Source organism: Shewanella sp. SR44-4 (genome assembly GCF_014163715.1).
In the GTDB taxonomy this organism is placed as follows: Bacteria; Pseudomonadota; Gammaproteobacteria; order Enterobacterales; family Shewanellaceae; genus Shewanella.
The window spans coordinates 149,643-169,925 of record NZ_JACJDU010000003.1 but is presented as its reverse complement, the minus strand read 5'-3'; the positions used below and the strand labels follow the sequence as shown (position 1 = coordinate 169,925).

Annotated in this window: 20 protein-coding genes; 10 read left to right on the top strand and 10 right to left on the bottom strand. The window is 42.3% G+C overall.

The genetic code is table 11. The features are described 5' to 3' along the window. Positions 1-151 precede the first annotated feature (151 nt). From H5125_RS02940 to H5125_RS02930, 3 genes are all read right to left on the bottom strand, one after another. Complete coding sequence (locus H5125_RS02940; protein ID WP_162023221.1) at positions 152-1,231, bottom strand: methyltransferase; 1,080 nt, start codon at positions 1,229-1,231, stop codon at positions 152-154. A 213-nt stretch (positions 1,232-1,444) separates the two neighbouring features. Then, the gene (locus tag H5125_RS02935) at positions 1,445-2,806 is read right to left on the bottom strand and encodes an aromatic amino acid transport family protein (protein WP_182743504.1); all 1,362 of its coding nucleotides are present in this window, start codon (positions 2,804-2,806) and stop codon (positions 1,445-1,447) included. Positions 2,807-3,309: 503 nt separating this feature from the next. Further along, positions 3,310-4,500, bottom strand: a complete 1,191-nt coding sequence (locus tag H5125_RS02930; protein WP_101087085.1) for an amino acid aminotransferase — start codon at positions 4,498-4,500, stop codon at positions 3,310-3,312. Positions 4,501-4,989: 489 nt separating this feature from the next. On the opposite strand from H5125_RS02930, the gene aroA reads away from it, so the two are divergent. The 9 genes from aroA (at position 4,990) to H5125_RS02885 (ending at position 13,166) form a co-directional block, all read left to right on the top strand. Beyond that, positions 4,990-6,270, top strand: a complete 1,281-nt coding sequence (gene aroA / locus H5125_RS02925; protein WP_101087086.1) for a 3-phosphoshikimate 1-carboxyvinyltransferase — start codon at positions 4,990-4,992, stop codon at positions 6,268-6,270. 180 nt (positions 6,271-6,450) lie between these two features. After that, a complete protein-coding gene (gene cmk, locus H5125_RS02920; protein WP_101087087.1) occupies positions 6,451-7,140 on the top strand; it encodes a (d)CMP kinase in 690 nt (229 codons plus the stop codon). Positions 7,141-7,254: 114 nt separating this feature from the next. Continuing rightward, complete coding sequence (rpsA, locus tag H5125_RS02915; protein ID WP_059743635.1) at positions 7,255-8,922, top strand: 30S ribosomal protein S1; 1,668 nt, start codon at positions 7,255-7,257, stop codon at positions 8,920-8,922. Between the two features lie 77 nt (positions 8,923-8,999). Further along, positions 9,000-9,287, top strand: a complete 288-nt coding sequence (gene ihfB, locus H5125_RS02910; protein WP_011637578.1) for an integration host factor subunit beta — start codon at positions 9,000-9,002, stop codon at positions 9,285-9,287. Between the two features lie 122 nt (positions 9,288-9,409). Further along, positions 9,410-9,706 carry a LapA family protein gene (locus H5125_RS02905; protein WP_162023219.1) on the top strand — a complete coding sequence of 99 codons (297 nt, stop codon included), beginning with the start codon at positions 9,410-9,412 and terminating at the stop codon, positions 9,704-9,706. Position 9,707: 1 nt separating this feature from the next. Beyond that, positions 9,708-10,868, top strand: coding sequence for a lipopolysaccharide assembly protein LapB (lapB, locus tag H5125_RS02900; protein WP_101087089.1), 1,161 nt, complete (start codon positions 9,708-9,710; stop codon positions 10,866-10,868). Between the two features lie 68 nt (positions 10,869-10,936). Next, positions 10,937-11,635 carry an orotidine-5'-phosphate decarboxylase gene (gene pyrF, locus H5125_RS02895; RefSeq protein ID WP_182743503.1) on the top strand — a complete coding sequence of 233 codons (699 nt, stop codon included), beginning with the start codon at positions 10,937-10,939 and terminating at the stop codon, positions 11,633-11,635. 109 nt (positions 11,636-11,744) lie between these two features. After that, positions 11,745-12,587, top strand: a complete 843-nt coding sequence (locus tag H5125_RS02890) for an SDR family oxidoreductase (protein WP_182743502.1) — start codon at positions 11,745-11,747, stop codon at positions 12,585-12,587. Between the two features lie 27 nt (positions 12,588-12,614). Next, entirely contained in the window at positions 12,615-13,166 is a 552-nt protein-coding gene (locus H5125_RS02885) for a DUF2058 domain-containing protein (protein ID WP_101087092.1), read from the top strand. 86 nt (positions 13,167-13,252) lie between these two features. Here the strand turns inward: H5125_RS02885 and H5125_RS02880 are convergent, their stop codons facing one another. Next, the gene (locus tag H5125_RS02880) at positions 13,253-14,188 is read right to left on the bottom strand and encodes a hypothetical protein (RefSeq protein WP_182743501.1); all 936 of its coding nucleotides are present in this window, start codon (positions 14,186-14,188) and stop codon (positions 13,253-13,255) included. A gap of 332 nt (positions 14,189-14,520) precedes the next feature. Here H5125_RS02880 and H5125_RS02875 point away from each other — a divergent pair, with 332 nt between their 5' ends. Then, a complete protein-coding gene (locus tag H5125_RS02875; RefSeq protein WP_182743500.1) occupies positions 14,521-16,278 on the top strand; it encodes an acyl-CoA dehydrogenase C-terminal domain-containing protein in 1,758 nt (585 codons plus the stop codon). A gap of 223 nt (positions 16,279-16,501) precedes the next feature. Here H5125_RS02875 and H5125_RS02870 read toward each other — a convergent pair whose 3' ends face one another. The 6 genes from H5125_RS02870 to hypB all read right to left on the bottom strand — a co-directional run bounded on the left by H5125_RS02870 (position 16,502) and on the right by hypB (position 20,175). Then, a complete protein-coding gene (locus H5125_RS02870) occupies positions 16,502-16,666 on the bottom strand; it encodes a hypothetical protein (RefSeq protein WP_174839639.1) in 165 nt (54 codons plus the stop codon). A gap of 79 nt (positions 16,667-16,745) precedes the next feature. Then, positions 16,746-17,090, bottom strand: coding sequence for a hydrogenase maturation nickel metallochaperone HypA (locus H5125_RS02865; RefSeq protein ID WP_162023214.1), 345 nt, complete (start codon positions 17,088-17,090; stop codon positions 16,746-16,748). Then, on the bottom strand, positions 17,090-18,097 hold the full coding sequence (hypE, locus tag H5125_RS02860; protein ID WP_182743499.1) for a hydrogenase expression/formation protein HypE: 1,008 nt from the start codon (positions 18,095-18,097) through the stop codon (positions 17,090-17,092). Before hypE ends, H5125_RS02865 begins: the two co-directional genes overlap by 1 nt. Next, positions 18,087-19,214: a hydrogenase formation protein HypD gene (hypD, locus tag H5125_RS02855; protein WP_182743498.1), complete on the bottom strand. Its 1,128-nt coding sequence runs from the start codon at positions 19,212-19,214 to the stop codon at positions 18,087-18,089. The genes hypE and hypD overlap by 11 nt, the downstream gene beginning before the upstream one ends. Next, on the bottom strand, positions 19,211-19,453 hold the full coding sequence (locus H5125_RS02850; RefSeq protein WP_011637566.1) for a HypC/HybG/HupF family hydrogenase formation chaperone: 243 nt from the start codon (positions 19,451-19,453) through the stop codon (positions 19,211-19,213). The genes hypD and H5125_RS02850 overlap by 4 nt, the downstream gene beginning before the upstream one ends. A gap of 2 nt (positions 19,454-19,455) precedes the next feature. Further along, complete coding sequence (gene hypB, locus H5125_RS02845; RefSeq protein ID WP_182743497.1) at positions 19,456-20,175, bottom strand: hydrogenase nickel incorporation protein HypB; 720 nt, start codon at positions 20,173-20,175, stop codon at positions 19,456-19,458. Between the last annotated feature and the right edge of the window lie 108 nt (positions 20,176-20,283).

Here is a 20,283-nt window from a genome sequence, read left to right as displayed (position 1 = left end):
CTTATTTATTTACCGTAAGATCGGCTTAGTAAAGACAAAAAGCGAATGCCTAACAGCATTCGCTTTTTTTATGCCATCAATAAATGTGTATGTTATCGCTATATTACTGTTCTAACTTCTTGCCACTGGTCTTTCTGGCCTGTGAGTTCTGTTAATTCATCGGCTTTAATTTACAGCGCAGTAAAGTATGACCTAGGCCAATGTTGTCGATATCTTCATCAACATACAGCCCAGCCTCATTGATCATTTTAAGCATGTCTTTACTGTGATACATCCGGCTATTTCCATTGGCTATCGCGGTAAAATACAACGAGGTTGCGTTAACGCAATAGGCGCCCGCTTCGTGTGGCTGTCTGTCCCAATAGGTCTCTAAAATACACAGTTCACTGCCAGGTTTCATCGCAGCCACTGTGCGCCGAAGAATAGTGATGATTTGTTGTTTAGAAAAACAATCTAAAAATTGACTCATCCAATACAAATCACCTCCTTGGTAAAACGGTTTGTTGCTATCAAGCAAATCGGTTTCAAATGGATGAACGCGGTCGGCAACCAAACATGCTTGGGCATTTTTCATTGCCACAGCAAGTTGACCGGGTAAATCCATTATGGTGACGTTGACGTTTTTATTATAGCGGGTGCAGGCAAATGCCCATTTACCGGTATTACCGCCTACATCAATAATATGAGCTGGATCTGACTTGAAAATCAAAGGTAATAAGCTGTCAAAGGCATGATCTGAATAGTAATGATCAAATTCAAACCAGCTTTTTTTAGTTTGTTCAGGTAGCTGGCTTAACCCTGGGTAAATAGTATCCCAATCGCCAAAGTGTTTAAGTCCTATTGCTTTGCCTTGCTTAAGTGAATCATCAAGATCAAACAAGCCTTGATAGCAAACATCATGGACGAAGTTTAGGTTCTTGGCGGCCATATCATCATGGAGTAAGAAATAACCCGTTTTATCGAGTCGATAATGATCATCCTTACACCAAAAAATGCCCATGCTTAATCCCATATCGAGCAATACATGAATGGCATACTCAGACAGTTCAAAATGTTGAATCAGTTGAATTAAGCTAATACCTTCGTCTCCGGCGTCATCAACTTTTGCCAGTAAGCCAAATTGACTTAAGCAACGGGCGACTTGAAAGCTTACGGGTGCGAAGGCTATTTTTTGTGCTTCAAACTTAGCATCAAATGCAGACATTTTTTTGGGAGATTGGTAAAAAGACATTAACCGTATTAACTCAAAGGAAGGAGGTGATATGGGTTTTATAGTAGCAAGATAATGCTAGTAAGGTTTTGAGCTACTTCTAGTTTTTGTTTTTTGATAAATGTATAACAATAGAAGTTGAAGCATAACATGACATTTTGACTGAGTTTTTTATACAAAACTCTGCCTCAATCAATAATTCGAGCGGGTGTGAGCCCGCCCAAATTATCTTATTTAACTCAGCAAGCCGAATAGAATGGCAGTCATAGATAATAAACCGGTAATGACGACGAATATGTTGCTTACTCGACCGCGGTAGGCTTTCAGTGCCGGGACTTTGTATATCGCATACATTGGCATGAGATACAAAATAGCCGCAATCACCGGGCCACCAAGCGCTTCAATCATACCCAGAATACTTGGATTCATAATCGCCACGCCCCAGGTGGTGATAAACATAAACCCTAAAATAAATTTATCCACTTTTGTGCTGTTTTCTGGCTTGCTGCTATCCGGTAATTGCTTAACAATAATGCCTTTTAACCCTTCTGTGGCACCCATATAGTGACCGAAGAAAGATGAAATAATGGCGATGAAAGCAATGACAGGGGCAAAATAACTGATAAAGCCACTTTCATGCACGTTGGCAAGATAAGACAATATCGGCAAGTTATCGGCTTTAGCTTCTAATAACTGCGCCGGTGTTAACGACAGTACACAAGAGAACACAAACAACATCACAAATCCGACTAACATAATGGCTGTATTGCGGAGGATGACATCGGCTTTATGGGAGGCATTCGCGCCGTGTTCTTTTTTGAGTGAAACCGAGAATTGTGAGATAGCGGGTGAATGGTTAAAGGCAAATACCAACACTGGAATGGTTAACCAGACAGTCCCAAGAAAATTAGTTGTCGAAGGCACAACCATTAATGCATCAAACTTCCAGTCTGGTATGAGGTACAAGGACATAAAAGCAAGGATTGCGACTAACGGATAGACTAATAATCGCGTCACGGAGAGCATAAATTTTTCACCCGCAACCATCACCGACATCATGCCTAAGATGAGCATTCCCGAAAGCAGCCAACGTGGAATACCACTGACTTTATCGATTATTTGCCCGCCAGCTTCCGTCAGTGCAGGCGTACCGTCGAGTAACATTCTTGGGACGTCGGTAAACATGCCTAATTGATTAATAATGAAACTGTCGACGGTATTAGTTATCCCAACGCCATAGATTAATACAATAGGATATATGGCGAGAAAATACAGCCAAGTAATCGCTTTACCTGCTCCAGTACCAAAATGTTCTTCAACGACCTGAGTGATGTCACTGCCAGGAATCGCTGATGAACATAGGAAACGAGATAATCCACGGTGAGCGAGATAGGTCATTGGGCCTATCATGAGTGCCATTAACACTAATGGCCAAAACCCTCCCATTCCCGCATTGATCGGTAAAAATAAAATTCCGGCGCCAACCGCGGTGCCAAACAAGCTCAACATCCAAGTGGTATCCTGGCGTGACCAGCCAGTGGCTGAAACAACGGAGGATACGGGGATCTCTTGTACACTTATGGTTTCATTTTGCATGGCTGACTCGCTTTGTTGATATATTAAATTCAGCGTCAGGCTATCTCTTTTTAAGAAAAATTAAACAGTTACAGAGTCATTATGTTAATCATGTTCATGCAATGGGAGCTGTATCCCGATGAGCGTAAATTAAAAACTACAAGCAGCTTCAATTCATATACAACCATCACCTATAGATTTAACAGTGCGATTACTTAAATCGAGACCCAAGAATTAACGGTATTATGTATTAGGCATATTGACTCAATTCGATAAATTGCATTGCTGATATTTGGCATCACTTGAGCCTGCTATTTACAAGGGCAGGTAAGTTAACCTAACTCGGATTGCGGTCTTGGGGAATTATGATGGAATAACAAAATGGCTATTTTTGATAACTGATTTTTATGTCATTTTGAGGGGGTAAGCAGACAACTTTTTAGACTGAGCATAAACAAGGCCGCATTTAGCGACCTTGTTTATACAGTAATGTTACTTGCTAACCATTATCTAAATAGTATCGGTTATAGCACTGCCGCGATTGATTTCGCTAAATAATCAACATTAGTTTCACTAATACCAGCAATACTGATGCGGCTTGAGCCGACCATGTACACACTGTATTGCTGTTTAAGGGTTGCCACTTGTTCTGGCTTAACACCTAAAAATGAGAACATCCCTTTTTGGCGGGCGATAAAACTAAAGTCACGGTCAACACCATTGGCCGTTAATTGATTGACCAACATTGCCCGGTTACCGTTAATACGGTCGCGCATGACTTTTAGCTCGTCTAACCATTGTTGCTTGAGGGCTGGGGTGCCTAAAATGGTTTCAACAATCGCAGCACCATGTGCTGGCGGCATAGAATAAATACAGCGCACTACGTATAACAATACCGATTGGGCAACATCTACAGTTGCACTATCTTTCGCCACAATTGAGCAAGCGCCAATACGTTCGCGGTATAAACCGAAGTTTTTCGAGCAAGAGCTGCATAAAATCATGCTTTCAACTGCTGCAGCCATTTGACGTACGCCATAAGCATCTTCATCTACGCCGTCACCAAAACCTTGATAAGCCATATCAATTAATGGCGTAAAGCCTTGCTTAACCGTAACCTTAACCACTTCATCCCATTGCTCAGTCGTTAAATCCATGCCACTTGGATTATGGCAACAAGCATGTAAAAGCACTACGTCATCTTTACCAATGGTATTTAAGGTTGCCAGCATTTGATCAAATTTAAGGGTTTTGCTGTCGTAGTCATAATACGGATAGGTTTTCACCGTAACACCAGCTGCTTCAAATAAACCCGTGTGGTTTGCCCACGTTGGGTCGCTAACCCATAACACTGCATTAGGATTACAACGCTTAATAAAGTCAGCAGCAACGCGCAGAGCACCGGTTCCGCCAGGGGTTGACACTGTTCGCACTCGGTTAGCCAGTAATGCACTGTGGCTAGCACCAAAAGCTAATTCACCCATAAGTTGGTTAAATGACGCAGAGCCAGTCGGGCCGATGTACACTTTGGTTGTTTCGGTATCTAAACGAATTTTTTCGGCGGCTTTTACACAATCTAAAATAGGTGTATGACCAACAGGATCTTTATATACGCCCACACCTAAATCGACTTTATTTGGGTGGCTGTCTTCGCGGTATTGAGTCAATAGGCCTAAAATCGGATCGGCAGGCATCGCGGTTAATGAATTGAACATGAATTGACCTTCTTATTTAAAATTACAGGCATTAGGGCGAAATAAGCTAACAATATATGCATTATGGTCTTAAGCATAACGTGATTTACATCAATAAAGAACTGCTAAATCAGCTGTGATGGGATATTAGCAAGAGGGTTGTTACAATTTCTGGCAACTAAGCCTGACAGGTGAAATAGCCAATGTTGTGGTCCGATTTGCTAATAAAAAAAGCGATAAAGATAAAATAAATTCAACTTGAGTATAAAAGTCACCTAAAACACAAAATAACGGTTGAATCCTTGCTGACAATCAGTAACGTAGGGCTACGAAGAATTATTTAGTAAATTATTAGCAAACTGTACCGAAAAATTGCCAGTGACATGTATTTTAAGATGTGCACCGATCCGCATCACGTTAACAATGTCACACTTATTTCTCCAGCGAAGCCTTTTACTCATATCTCGGTCGATAGACGTTTAATGAGTGCAACACTAAAGAAGAGTATTAATGAAACAACTGCGTCTAGACCAAATTACTCGCATGAATGGCGAAATTAACATTCCAGGCTCTAAGAGCATTTCAAACCGTGCACTGTTACTCGCAACTTTAGCGCAGGGTAAAACCACTCTGACGAACTTGCTCGACTCTGATGACATTCGCTATATGTTGGCATCATTAAAGCAGTTAGGTGTGCATTACCAGCTGTCTGACAATAATACTGTTTGTGAACTAACCGGTTTAGGTGGCGCTGTTTCATCTGTGGACGCACAGAGTTTATTTCTTGGCAATGCAGGCACTGCAATGCGACCATTATGCGCCGCACTCACATTAGGCCATGGCGAATTTACCTTAACCGGTGAGCCTCGCATGGAGGAGCGCCCAATTGGGGATTTGGTCGATGCGCTGCGTCAATTAGGTGCCGATGTCACGTATCTTAAAAATGACGGTTTTCCACCATTAACCATTAAGGCAACCGGCTTAAATGGCGGTAATGTTGACATTGCCGGTGATTTATCAAGCCAGTTTTTAACCGCATTACTCATGGTCGCGCCACTGACCAAAGACAGCGTCAACATTAATATTAAAGGCGAGCTTGTCTCTAAGCCTTATATTGATATCACCATTGCGCTAATGAAGCAGTTTGGTGTTGAAGTGATCAATCATCAATATCAACGTTTCGAAATTAAGGCCGGTCAACAATATGTCTCACCAGGTAAAGTACTGGTAGAAGGCGACGCTTCATCGGCATCTTACTTCCTCGCGGCAGGCGCTATCCAAGGCGGTGAAGTTAAAGTCACTGGTGTTGGACGCTTAAGTATTCAAGGCGATGTTAAGTTTGCCGATGCGTTAGCCCAAATGGGGGCAGATATCGAGTGGGGCGATGATTTCATTATTGCCAGAAAATCGAGCCTTCGCGCGATAGAAATGGACATGAATCATATCCCTGATGCTGCAATGACCATTGCAACAGCGGCTTTATTTGCCAAGGGCACCACAAAACTGACCAATATATATAACTGGCGTATTAAAGAAACTGACCGCTTAGCGGCCATGGCCACTGAATTACGTAAGGTTGGCGCGACAGTTGAAGAAGGCCATGACTATATTACCATTACACCACCTGCAGAATTAAATACTGCAGCAATTGATACCTATAATGATCATCGTATGGCAATGTGTTTTTCAATGATGGCTTTTGCTGATTGTGGTATCACCATTAACGATCCAGACTGCACATCTAAGACATTTCCAGATTACTTTGCTCAATTTGTACAGCTAGCAAAATAATATTACAGCGCGGAATTAAAACGGACCCTTTAGCGCATCAGGTATGTGCTAAAGGGCGATCTTGGTTTTAATAACCGAAAATTCATCAGTAATTAACATTTTTTTGTTATACAATGCGCGCGCTTATTTTGATGAACCCTTTATCTTTTCAAGGAAGATAGATTATTTTCGGAGGAAATTATGTCTGAACGATCTCCAGTGATCACAGTCGATGGCCCAAGCGGTGCAGGGAAAGGGACGATATGCCAATTGTTGGCACAACATTTAGGGTGGCATTTGTTAGACAGTGGTGCGATTTATCGTGTTTTAGCCTTAGCCGCTATTCATCATGATGTTGAGCTAGAAAACGAAGAAGCACTGACCTTATTGGCTGCACACCTTGATGTTCAATTTTTAACGGGCACCGAGGCAGATGCCATTAAAGTGATTCTCGAAGGTGAAGATGTTACCACCACCATTCGAACACAAGAATGCTCAAATGCTGCCTCAAAAGTGGCGGCATTACCACGCGTACGTGAGGCATTATTACGCCGTCAACGTGCATTTTGTGCCGCTCCAGGACTTGTTGCCGACGGACGCGACATGGGCACAGTGGTTTTTTCTAAAGCACCAGTAAAAATATTTTTAACTGCGTCTGCTGAAGAACGTGCGCAAAGACGCTATAATCAGTTGCAGGACAAGGGCTTCGATGTTAAAATCGACCGCCTTTTAGCTGAAATTATTGAACGAGACGACCGTGATATCAATCGCGCCGCTTCACCTCTAGTCCCAGCTGATGATGCACTTGTTATTGATACAAGCGGCATAGGTATTGAAGATGTATTGAAGCAAGTACTTGAATACGTTGGACAAAAAATTACTGTTGCGTAATCGAATGGTCGATTATTGTGCAGTAGGTATTCGTGTTAAGGATGACACGAATAATATTACTAGACTCCACATCTAGGATGGATGGTGGTTTATTTAATGAAAGTAACCTAAAACATGACTGAATCTTTTGCTGATCTATTTGAACAATCCCTTCAAACCCTAGAGTTCCGTCCAGGTTCTATCGTCCGTGGTACAGTTGTTGCCATCGAAAACGGTATGGTACTTGTTGACGCTGGTCTTAAGTCTGAAAGCCCAATCAATGCTGACGAATTCAAAAACGCACAAGGCGTTTTAGAAATCCAAGTAGGTGATGAAGTTGACGTAGCCCTTGACTCTGTTGAAGATGGTTTCGGTGAGACTCAATTGTCTCGCGAAAAAGCTAAGCGTCATGAAGCTTGGATCGTTCTAGAAAAAGCGTACGAAGATGCTGAAACTGTAATCGGTATCATCAATGGTAAAGTTAAAGGTGGTTTCACTGTTGAATTAAACGGTATCCGTGCCTTCTTACCAGGTTCTCTAGTTGACGTGCGCCCAGTTCGCGACACCGCTCACTTAGAGTACAAAGAATTAGAATTCAAAGTTATCAAGCTTGACCAGAAGCGCAACAACGTTGTTGTTTCTCGTCGTGCAGTTATCGAATCTGAAAGCAGTGCTGAACGTGATACTCTTCTTGAGAATCTACAAGAAGGTCAAGCTGTTAAAGGTATCGTTAAAAACCTTACTGACTACGGTGCATTCGTAGACTTAGGTGGTGTTGACGGTCTTTTACATATCACTGATATGGCTTGGAAACGTGTTAAGCACCCATCTGAAATCGTTAATGTTGGTGACGAAATCAACGTTAAAGTTCTTAAGTATGACCGTGAACGTACTCGCGTATCACTAGGTCTTAAGCAACTTGGCGAAGATCCATGGTTAGAAATCAGCAAGCGCTACCCAGAAAGCACACGTCTTACTGGTCGCGTAACTAACCTAACTGACTACGGTTGTTTCGTTGAAATCGAAGAAGGTGTTGAAGGTTTAGTACACGTTTCTGAAATGGATTGGACTAACAAGAACATTCACCCATCTAAAGTTGTTAACTTAGGTGATGAAGTTGAAGTGTTAGTACTAGACATCGATGAAGAGCGTCGTCGTATTTCTCTAGGCCTTAAACAGTGTAAAGTTAACCCATGGGATGACTTCGCAACTCGTTACAACAAAGGCGACAAAGTATCTGGTAAGATCAAGTCAATCACTGACTTCGGTATCTTTATCGGTCTTGACGGTGGAATCGATGGTCTTGTTCACTTATCTGACATTTCTTGGAACGGTACTGGCGAAGACGCAGTTTCTGAATACAAGAAAGGCGATGAGATCCATGCTGTAGTTCTTTCAGTAGACCCAGAGCGTGAGCGCATCAGCCTAGGTGTTAAGCAAACTGAAGATGATCCATTCAACGCATACCTAGCTGACAAGAAGAAAGGCACCGTAGTTCACGGTACTGTTTCTGCTGTTGACGCAAAAGGTGTTACAGTTGAATTAGCAGAAACAGTTGAAGGTTACATTCGTGTAGCTGACATCTCTGCAGACCGCATCGAAGACGCATCTACTGTATACTCAGTTGGTGATGCAATCGAAGCTAAGTTCATGGGTGTAGATCGTAAGAACCGTTCTATCAGCTTATCTATCAAAGCGAAAGATGAAGCTGAACAGAAAGAAGCGATTGCTACTTTGAACAAGCAAGACGATGTTGTAATGAGCAGCGCAATGGCTGAAGCCTTTAAAGCAGCTCGTAAGTAATCGAAAATCGTCTGTTGTATGGGGACTTTGTCCCCATTAGGCGACTGTGTTTGGCTTGATAATATGGGATAGCTAAGATGACAAAATCTGAACTTATCGAAAAACTCGCCACTAGGCAGTCGCAACTGTCGGCGAAAGAAGTGGAAAGTGCAATCAAAGAAATGTTGGAGCAAATGGCGACAACATTAGAAACCGGTGATCGTATAGAAATCCGTGGATTTGGTAGTTTTTCACTTCACTATCGTGCGCCTCGTACGGGTCGTAATCCAAAAACAGGAACCTCTGTTGACTTGGAAGGCAAGTATGTACCGCACTTTAAGCCGGGAAAAGAGCTGCGCGAACGTGTCGATGCTGTTAATCCTTGATTAACGCTTGAATAAAAAGCCTCCTATTGGAGGCTTTTTTGTATCTAATGGCAGTCAATGCTGGTCAGCCCAGTAAATTTCTTGGATAATCATTATATTGATGCACCTTCATGGAGAATAGCGTGAGATCATTTATTGTCGTTGTACTGGTTGGATTGATGTTTGTTCTAGCATTATTATTTGGCGCTAAAAATGAACAAGTCGTAACCTTAAGTTACTTTATTGCTGAAGGGCAGTATCGATTGCCTATGGTGCTTGCTGTGGTATTTTTCAGCGGGTTTATTATCAGCTGGATATTTGCAAGTTATCACATCGTAAAGTTAAAACTCGCATTGCGTAAAAGTAACAAAGCGCTTAAAAAGCTCACCGCTGCGGATGCAACCAGTGTAGTTGTAACGCCTAAGGATCAAGCCGCCTAGTATGCTAGAAATCTTGTTCTTGTTATTGCCTATCGCTGCCGGTTATGGATGGTACATGGGACGACGCAGTATTCGTCATAGCGATAGCCAGCAGACTAAAAAATTAAGCCGAGATTATTTTACTGGGCTTAACTTTTTATTGTCGAACGAGTCTGACAAAGCGGTTGATTTATTCATCAGCATGCTCGATGTTGACGATGAAACTATCGACACCCATTTATCGTTAGGTTCGTTATTTCGTAAACGTGGTGAAGTGGATCGTTCCATTCGCATCCATCAAAATTTGATTGCTAGGCCCAGCTTAACCAATGAGCAGCGTGACATTGCGATGATGGAGTTAGGTAAAGATTATATGGCTGCAGGTTTTTATGACCGTGCTGAAGAAATCTTTATTAACTTAGTCAGCCAAGATGACCACAGTGAAGAAGCTGAAACACAACTGCTGTTAATCTACCAAGTGACTAAAGAGTGGCAAGACGCCATCAATATCACTAAACGCCTACCTCGTAAACGTCAGCAAGTGCTTAAATGCACCACGGCCCATTTTTATTGTCAGTTAGCTGATGAAGCCAATAATGATGCTGATAAAATCAAAAAACTACAACAAGCCATTAAACAAGACGCCCAATGCGGCCGTGCTTGGTTAACCTTAGCTAAAATGTATCTTGATGCTGGCCAATTTGAGCTATGTAAGCAGGCGCTACAAGAGTTAAAAGTGGCAGATATTAATTTATTTGCCGATGGTGTTTCAATTGCAAAGCAAGTGTATCGAGATACCCAAGATCCAAATGGTTTTCATGAGCTGCTCGCCAAAGCGATTGCCGATGGCGCGGGAGCCAGTGTGGTAGTTGCACTCGCCGAACATAAAATTAGCCTCGGCCAGCATCAAAGTGCTGAAACCATGATGCTCGATAATTTATATCGTCATCCGACCATGAAAGGCTTTCAGCATTTAATGAAATTACACATTAAACAAGCTGAAGATGGTCAAGCCAAACAAAGTCTGTCCATGCTTGAACAACTTGTTGAACAACAAATTAAATTCCGCCCTAGTTATCGCTGTACTGCCTGTGGTTTCCCTTCTCACGGTTTGTATTGGCATTGTCCATCGTGTAAACAGTGGGGCAGTATCAAGCGAATAAAAGGCCTCGATGGCGAATAACGTCGCCATCACAAGATAGAATCCCTATAATAAATGCATTAACACAAGCTATTGCCGCTGGAGTCCTAATGACTGATAAATCCATTGTAGTCGCCCTCGACTATGACAATAAAAATGACGCATTAACCTTTATTGATAAACTTGACCCAGATATGTGTCGTTTAAAAATCGGCAAAGAGATGTTTACGTTATTCGGACCCGATCTGGTTAAAGACATCCACAGTCGTAATTTTGATTTATTTCTTGATTTAAAATTTCATGATATTCCCAATACGGTTGCAAAAGCCGTTGCCGCCGCCGCTGATTTAGGCGTGTGGATGACCAATGTGCATGCAAGTGGCGGCTTAGCCATGATGCAGGCAGCCAAAAAAGCATTGATATCATTTGGTGAAGATGCACCAATATTGATAGCCGTTACCGTATTAACATCGATGTCAGATGAAGATTTAGTATTACTTGGTATTAATGTCCCTGCATTTGAACATGTACTACGTTTAGCCAAATTGACTCATCAAGCAGAGTTAGACGGGGTTGTGTGTTCCGCTCAAGAAGCTAAATTGCTTAAATCATCATTTGGACAAGATTTTACCTTAGTCACGCCGGGGATTAGACCCGCAGGCAGTGATGCTGGTGATCAACATCGCGTCATGACACCACCCCAGGCCATTGCGGCAGGGTCAGATTATTTGGTGATTGGTCGACCTATCACTCAAGCAGCCGATCCATTAGCAGCACTTAAAGCTATTTATCAATCACTGCATGTTTGATTTGTTATCGCGCTAACGGCAAAGTTTACTGAGTCATGGACTTGGTCAATCTAGTGGCTAAAGGAAACTTATCTACATTAACCAAATCACACAGAAATAAGGGATGACTATGTTTGATGACAAAGGGTTTGATAGAACAGGGTTTGATTACACAGGCAAAAATGTTGTTGTGGTTGGCGGTACATCTGGCATTAACCTTCAAGTTGCGATTCAATTTGCTACTGCTGGCGCCAATGTTGCGGTCGCAAGTCGCAGTATTGATAAGGTTAATGCTGCGGTAGAATTACTGATCCAAGCTAACCCGAACGCCAAACATTTAGGTGTCAGTTTCGATGTACGTGACAACGATGCATTAACGGTTGGTTTTGCAAAAATTGCTGACCTTTACGGTCATATTGATGTGTTAGTGAGTGGCGCAGCGGGTAACTTCCCCGCCAGTGCGGCAAAGCTGTCGAACAATGGCTTTAAATCGGTTATCGATATTGATTTAATTGGCAGTTTTCAAGTATTGAAACAAGCTTATCCATTGTTATCTCGCCCGAATGGCAGCATTATTCAAATTTCCGCACCACAAGCGTATATCGCTATGCCGTTACAAGTGCATGTTTGCGCCGCTAAAGCCGGAGTCGATATGTTGACTCGTACATTAGCGTTAGAGTGGGGTGTTGAAGGGATACGAATTAACTCTATCGTACCTGGTCCAATAGAAGATACCGAAGGCTTTAATCGCTTAGCCCCCAGTGAGGAACTGCAACAACGAGTGGCCAATAGTGTGCCGCTAAAACGCAATGGTAAAGGTCAAGATATTGCTAATGCAGCTTTGTTCCTTGCATCTGACATGGCGTCATACATTACCGGTGTTGTTTTGCCTGTTGATGGTGGTTGGTCATTGGGTGGAGCCAGTATTGCAATGACAGAATTAGGCGACATAGCCGCCAAGCACGGTTTATAAAAATCGATAAATTTAAAGGTAAATACCATGGCAAATGCATTACAAGATCAACTGCTTAAAGCAGGTCTTGCCAGTAAACAAAAAGTACGCGATGCAAAAACACAAAAGCGTCGTGACAAAAAAGCCAAAGTTGATGACGGCAGTTCAGAGCTCAAGCAACAAATTGCTGAGCAAAAGTTGCAACAAGCTAAAAAAGATAAAGCATTGAATGAAAAGCGCTTTGCTGAAGCATCTGAAAAAGGTCAAGTACGTGGTTTAATCAGCGAGTTTTCTAAGTTTGCCATTACCGTAGCCCGTGATGCTGAGCTTAAGTTTAACTTCACGTTAGAAAACAAAATTTATTCGGTTTATATTACCGATAAAATCCAAGCTGATTTACTCAATGGCAGTTTAGGCATAGTCCGTTATGAAGATAAAACCTACATCGTGCCGCATAAGCTCGCAGAACGAGTGAAGTTACTTGTTCCACAATGGTGTGGTTACTTATGGGATAAAGCCGCTAAAGACTCTGTTGAGCAGGTGAGTGGAGCCGATGACCCATATGCAGATTATGCAATTCCAGATGATTTAATGTGGTAATTGGTTACCATTAACCATTAACCATTAATCATTAACAACAAAACGCCTCTAAATAGAGGCGTTTTTGTTTGGTGTTAACCAATACTTTACGAGTCTGCATTAGCCTGTTTTGCCGTTAACGCGATGACTTGCTGACAATAAGCAAGGTGATGGCGGATAGTATCTAAGTATTGTGATGCTTGATTATCGATAAGGTACCAATAACTGGCTGTTTGTGGATACTGATTATAAAACAAAGACTCTGCCATGATGAGATCGCTTTGGTTAGCATAGGTTAACCATTGCACGCTCGGTAAGTTACTCAAGGCGGCTAACAACGCATATTGCACATCAAGATTGTCAGGTTGTTCAGTCGTCACTTGCAAGGCTAAGCGCTGGGCTATTTTAAATTTCGAGTCAGCGTTATCTGGGGTCAACACTTCATTTTGGCGTCGACGAACCGCATCACTCAATAGAACCTCAAACGGATTAATATCAACGGGTTCAGCTTCGTGAAGCAATAGGATAGAGGCATCATCTACAAACAATTCGGGCCACTGAATATTATTACTGGTGAGTTGCAAACCTAATGCAATACGACGCTCACCTAACCAATTATGCACCATGCAAGGTAAATGTTCTGAGGCAGGCATGTCATTGGGTCTCGCTAAAGACGGTAATAAAGACATACGTTGTACATTGACCTGTTTTGCCATCAACGACATCAATAAAATGGTCACCAATCCCGAAGATGGCCAGCAGTTAAGTTGTCCTTCGAGTTTTTCACCCACTTCGGTTAGCAATGAAACTAATTGATTGTCATCTAAACTATTACTGACAACGAAGGCCTGATGCGAACCAGCATAAGGACCATTACAAATGTTAATAACGTTATCGGCATCATGTTCAGTCCCATTGAAAATAAAAGTATGTCCAATGTCGGCTGGTTGCCAATCGCCATGTGCATTACCAATGACGGTGATCTGTTGATAGTGCTCAGATTGGGAAGATGATGGGGGGATCTCGTCAGTACGTGTATGCATAAAAGTGCTGTTCGCTATGGTTTATTACTAGAGTTTAATATTCGTGTTTAATACTCGGGCTTAATACTTGGGTTTGGACCTATTGGGTCATCAAATAAAGTTCAAAATGGCCTTAGATCTCAATCAAATAAGCTGCTAACTCAAGGATCGTACGGGTAATTGTAACTCATTGGAACCCTATTGGGCTGAGAAACGTAAACTATCGAGATAAAGGCTCGCTCTAGCCGACATTCGTCAAATTATGGTTAGATAATTGCTAAAAAGCTTTTCTTTTTGTAGCGCTTTAGTATAAATTAAAACAACTGTTTTAATTATTTGTTTAAGAGACTCTTATGAACCCATACCAAGCCCCGTTGAAGGACATGCAATTCTTGTTGGAACAGGTATTTGATGCCCAAGCTACATGGGAACAACTTCCAGCTATGGCAGATGTTGTCGACATGGATACTGCATTAGCCATTCTAGATGAAGCGAATAAGATCAGCCGTGATCTGCTTCACCCTTTAAATCGCAGTGGTGATGAGCAAGGTGTGGTTCATAAAGGTAATGACATTATTACTCCTGATGGCTTTAAAGAAGTGTATCAGCAGTTTTCAGAAGGCGGCTGGGTAGGGCTTTGTGGTGAGTCAGATTTTGGTGGCATGGGCATGCCAAAAATGCTTGGCGTGTTAGTGGATGAAATGAATTACAGCTCGTGTAATTCGTTTACGTTATATAACTCACTGACCGCTGGTGCGGCGTTATGTATTAACGCACATGCCAATGAAGAATTAAAACAAACTTATTTACCTAATTTATATTCTGGCCAATGGGCTGGTGCAATGGACATGACTGAGCCACATGCTGGTTCTGATTTAAAAGGTATTCGTACCAAAGCAGAACCGCTTGATGATGGCAGTTATTCTATTACCGGTAACAAGATTTTTATTACCGGCGGCGATCATGACTTAACTGAAAACGTCATTCATTTAGTACTCGCAAAACTTTCAGGCTCGAATGGCATATCATTGTTTGTCGTGCCTAAAATCAGTGTTAATGCCGATGGTAGCTTAGGCGAAGCTAATGGTGTTACGGTGGGTTCTATTGAACACAAAATGGGTCTTAAAGCGTCAGCTACCTGTGTGATGAACTATGATAACGCCAAAGGCTTCTTAGTTGGCGAGCCCGACCGCGGTTTAGTGTGTATGTTCACTATGATGAACTACGAGCGTTTAGCCATTGGTTTACAAGGTCTAGGTAACGCACAAGCGGCTTATCAAATGGCCACAGACTATGCTAAAGATCGCCTACAGGGTGTTGCTGCTGCAGGTTCAGCGACTGGCGCAACGTCCGATCCTATTATTGTGCATGGCGATGTACGCCGCATGTTACTCACTATCCGTGCGATGACGGAAGCGGGCCGAGCATTATCGGTTTATACCGGTAAGCAGTTGGATTTAGCAAAGTATGCCAGTGGCGATGTGCAAGCTAAAGCGGCTAGGTACGTTGGTTTGCTTACACCTGTTTCAAAAGCATTTCTAACCGACCGCGGTTTAGATGCCACGGTTATGGGTCAGCAAGTGTTTGGCGGTCATGGTTATATTCGTGAAACCGGTATCGAGCAATTTGTTCGTGATACCCGTATTGCACAAATATACGAAGGCACTAACGGTATTCAAGCTATCGACTTTTTAGGCCGTAAAATTACTTACGATAATGTCGCCACTTTGACTGAATTTGTTACTGAAATGAATGCAAGTATTGCGCAATTAACTCAGGCTAATACTGAGCATAAAGCGATGGTAAGCCAAGTGTTTGCGGAGTTACTCACAACAGCTAACTACGTCAATGACAACAAGAAAACTCAACCAGCATTAGTTAACGCTTGTGCTGTCGACTTCTTAGATGCCTTTGGTTATGCCTTATACGGTTACTTCTGGCTATTGATGGCCGACAAAGCGTCAAGTCATGAAGATGCTAGCTTTGCTGCCCAAAAGCAGTTTGTGGCTGACTTCTATATGGATAAGCTATTATCAAAATCTCAGTATCATTTATCACAAGTTAATCAGGGTGATAAATCGATAATGGCAATGCCTGCAGAAATGTTCTAAGTCTACATTTGCAATGCAACAAGATAATAAGCCTTCCGATGGAAGGCTTATTTGTTTGGCAGCCTTTATATCATCAAGGTTTTAAGCAGCGTTTCAAGCAGCGTTTCAAGCAGCGTTTCAAGCGTTGTGCTAACCAAGGTAAATAACCAACGTTTAATCGCGTTGATCTAGCAAACTATTTTAGCTTTAGCATCGCATAACGTGTTGACTACAGGTTGGGCAATTACTTACTGCGCTTCCAATAGATAAACGCTACAACTGCCACAAGAGCAATGGCGGGTGTTAATTGAATTAAATGGTGAAACAGTCCAACACCACCATGTCCCTCATGCGCCATAGCAATAGATGGAATAGTGGCAAGGATAAAGGCAATTGATAAGTATTTCATGGTGTTGTCCTTGTATTTTTAAGGTTACTCTGGTTATTAGGTTAGGGTATTTCAATATGACGCTTTAATAAAAATTGTGTTATGTGTCCATGACAAGCTGCATTAACATCATGTCTTCACCGTCAATCACGGTGGTTTTATTTGACTGGCAAATGGGGCAAACAATGGTTCGTTCATCTACTTGCGATTGTTGTTCGCATTGATTGCACTGCAACACTAATGGCTGAACATTAATAATTAATCTTGCCTCATGACAAACACTGTCTAATTTAAACGTTTCAAAAGCTGTCGACAGTAAGGTTGGCTCAACGCCACTTAACACCCCAATTTTTAGTTCAACTTGCTCAATTCGTGTGGCTTTATGCAGCTGTGCAAGCGCTTCGCATTGTTCCATTAATGACATCACAATCGAGTATTCATGCATTAACAAATCCTTGGCAGTAATTCACCTTGTGGTAAATCTAAATAGCGACTGCTGCCCCAAGGTGTTTGTAGCACCACTTTGCCAGGATGGCGTTCAGTAACATGGCCAATAATTGCTGCGTGTTCACAATGTCCATAGCGCTGCATCACCTCAATAGCCCCTTCGGCGACATCCATAGGCAATGCCATAATAAAGGTGCCCTCATTGGCTAAATCGAAAGGTTCAAAGCCAAATAACTCACATAAGCCTTTTACTTCATCACAAATAGGAATGCAGGCTTCTTCAACATCAATGCCAACGTTCGAGGCTTTGGCCCACTCATTTAGCACCGCAGATAAACCACCGCGGGTCGCATCTCGCATGGCATGAATATCGATATTTGCCACCAGCAGTTGTTCAACAATCGGCCATAGCGTATCGCAGTCACTGCACAACTCAGATTCAAGTGTTAAGCCATCACGGGCCATTAAAATTGCCGCACCATGACATCCAATGTCACGAGAGACAATAATGGCGTCGCCCACTTGTAAATTACGCACTGAAATATTCGGATGTAAAATACGCCCTACACCCGAGGTATTAATAAATAGTCCGTCAGCACAGCCTTTAGGCACCACTTTAGTGTCGCCGCAAACTATCCGCGCGCCTGATTTGTGTAATTCAGCAGCCATGCTATTCACAATAGTGGTTAAGTCATCCAGTGGAAAACCTTCTTCAATAATAAAACTACAGCTTAAATATTCGGGTTGTGCAGCCATCATGGCTAAATCGTTTACCGTGCCGGCAATCGCGAGTTTACCGATATCGCCACCAGCAAAAAATAACGGTGAAACGGTAAAAGAGTCAGTGGTAAAAGCAATATGACCACACATATTCAGTTTGGCCGCGTCTTCTTGCGAAGTTAAAATCGGATTATCAAAAGCTTTAAAAAACAAATCGTGGATCAATTGATCCATTTCTTTACCGCCACCACCGTGGCTAAGTTGAATCGTCTTTTTAGATGGCATGATTAACTTCTCCATAGCGGTAATAAGCATTACACGCGCCCTCTGAGCTAACCATGCAGCTGCCCAGCGGTGTTTGTGGTGAGCAGCCACGGCCAAACACTTTGCAGTCTTTAGGGTTGGCTAAGCCTCGCAAAATATCGCCACACATACAGGCTTTATGGTCATCAATTTCGGTTGTCGGCAATACTTTTGCATAAATGCGTTCGGCATCGCGATGATGATATTCAGGGCGTAATGTTAGAGCAGACTTGGCAATAGGCCCTAATCCACGCCAGCGAAAGCTGTCACGGACCATAAAATATTTGTCGACAAGTTGTTGTGCAGCAATATTGCCCTCGTAACTCACTGAGCGGCTGTATTGGTTATCTAGCTCTGCTTTTCCTGCCACTTTTTGACGTGTAATACGTAAAATAGATTCCATCACATCTACCGGTTCAAACCCAGACACCACAACAGGGGTTTTGTATTGGTCGACAGTTGATTGGTAGATTTGAGCCCCACTAATCACGCTGACGTGAGCAGGACCGATAAAAGCATTCACTTTACTGCGGCTATCAGACATCACGGCATCAATGGCGGGTGGAACCAGCACATGATTAATATGAAACAAGATATTGTCTATTTTCAGTGCTTCAGCCTGTGCCAGTAAGGCGGCCGTCATTGGCGTCGAGGTTTCAAAACCAATAGCGAAAAAAATCACGGTTTTGTCAGGATTATCTTGGGCAATTTTTAAGGTATCCAATGGATCGTATATAGGCCTAATATCGCAGCCTTTAGCGCGAAACTGCGCCAAGCTGCCCATTGAACCTGGCACTCTGATCATGTCGCCCAAGGTGACTAAAATGGTATCGGCTTGAGAGGCAAGGGTAGCGGCATGGTCAATTCGCTCTTTAGGCATAACGCACACTGGGCAACCCGGACCGTGAATAAAGTGAATATTGTCGGGTAAAAGCTGTAATAAACCGTACTTCATAATGGTATGGGTGTGGCCACCACACACTTCCATAATGTTTATTTGCTCAGTCGTTTTAGCCGCTTGTTGAGCAATCAATTGCGCTAAATGACGAATAGTCTGAGGATCTCGAAACCCTTGATAAAAGTCATTGAGGCTAATCATTGCTCAGACTCCAATTCCATCTCAGCGACAATTTGTTGATATAAATCGAGGCTTTCTTGTGCATCATTGTGGTCAATTTTATTCATCACAAAACCGATGTGAATCAATACAAAGTCGCCTAATGCCAACGGGTCGCATATTAAATGACAACTCACACGACGTTTAACACCAAGCGTATCAACAGTGACTGTTGCATCATCATGAATTTCAACTACTTTTGACGGAACTGATAAGCACATAGCTAATATTCCTTATGTTCATCAAACCACGTTGCTAATACTTTCATCGAATCAGGATTTTTCACTGATACAACGAGTAATTCCACATCTGGGTTTAATTTACTTAACTGTGCTTTGGCTTCGTCAATACTAAAGTCAAAGTAAGGAAGTAGGTCAGATTTGGTGATAACCACTAAGTCAGCTCGGCGGAACATCACCGGATACTTCTCAATTTTATCGTCACCTTCAGGCACTGATAACAACACAATATTTTTATGGGTGCCAACATCATAACTGGCAGGACACACAAGATTACCGACGTTCTCAACGAAGCAAATATCAACATCATCTAAATTAATGTGATGCAGTGCACCGTGAACCATAAATGCATCGAGGTGACAGGCAGAGCCAGTTTGAATTTGATAGGCGTTGATACCCTTGGCAATTAAACGGTCGGCATCGCGTGAGGTTTCAAGGTCGCCTTCGATCACGGCATAGCGAGCATCAAGGTATTCATGTAAACATTCTAAAAGACTGGTTTTACCGCTGCCAGGACTACTCATTAGATTAAAGGCGCTGACCTGATGAGCCGCAAAATGATCACGATTATGTTGTGCTTCGACATCATTTTTATCCAATATTTTATTGATAACCGCTAAGGTCTTTTTATCGTTAAGCTGAGGATTACTATGAAGAGTATGGTCATGATCATGGGTAATTGAACAGCCGCAATCTTTACACATGTTATGTTCCTTAACCTTGTTGTTATTCTTATTAACTAGTGTCGGTTAAGTGGATTAAGGATTCTTTGATACACATCAGTTTTTGCAATAAACACTGTGAACAACAGT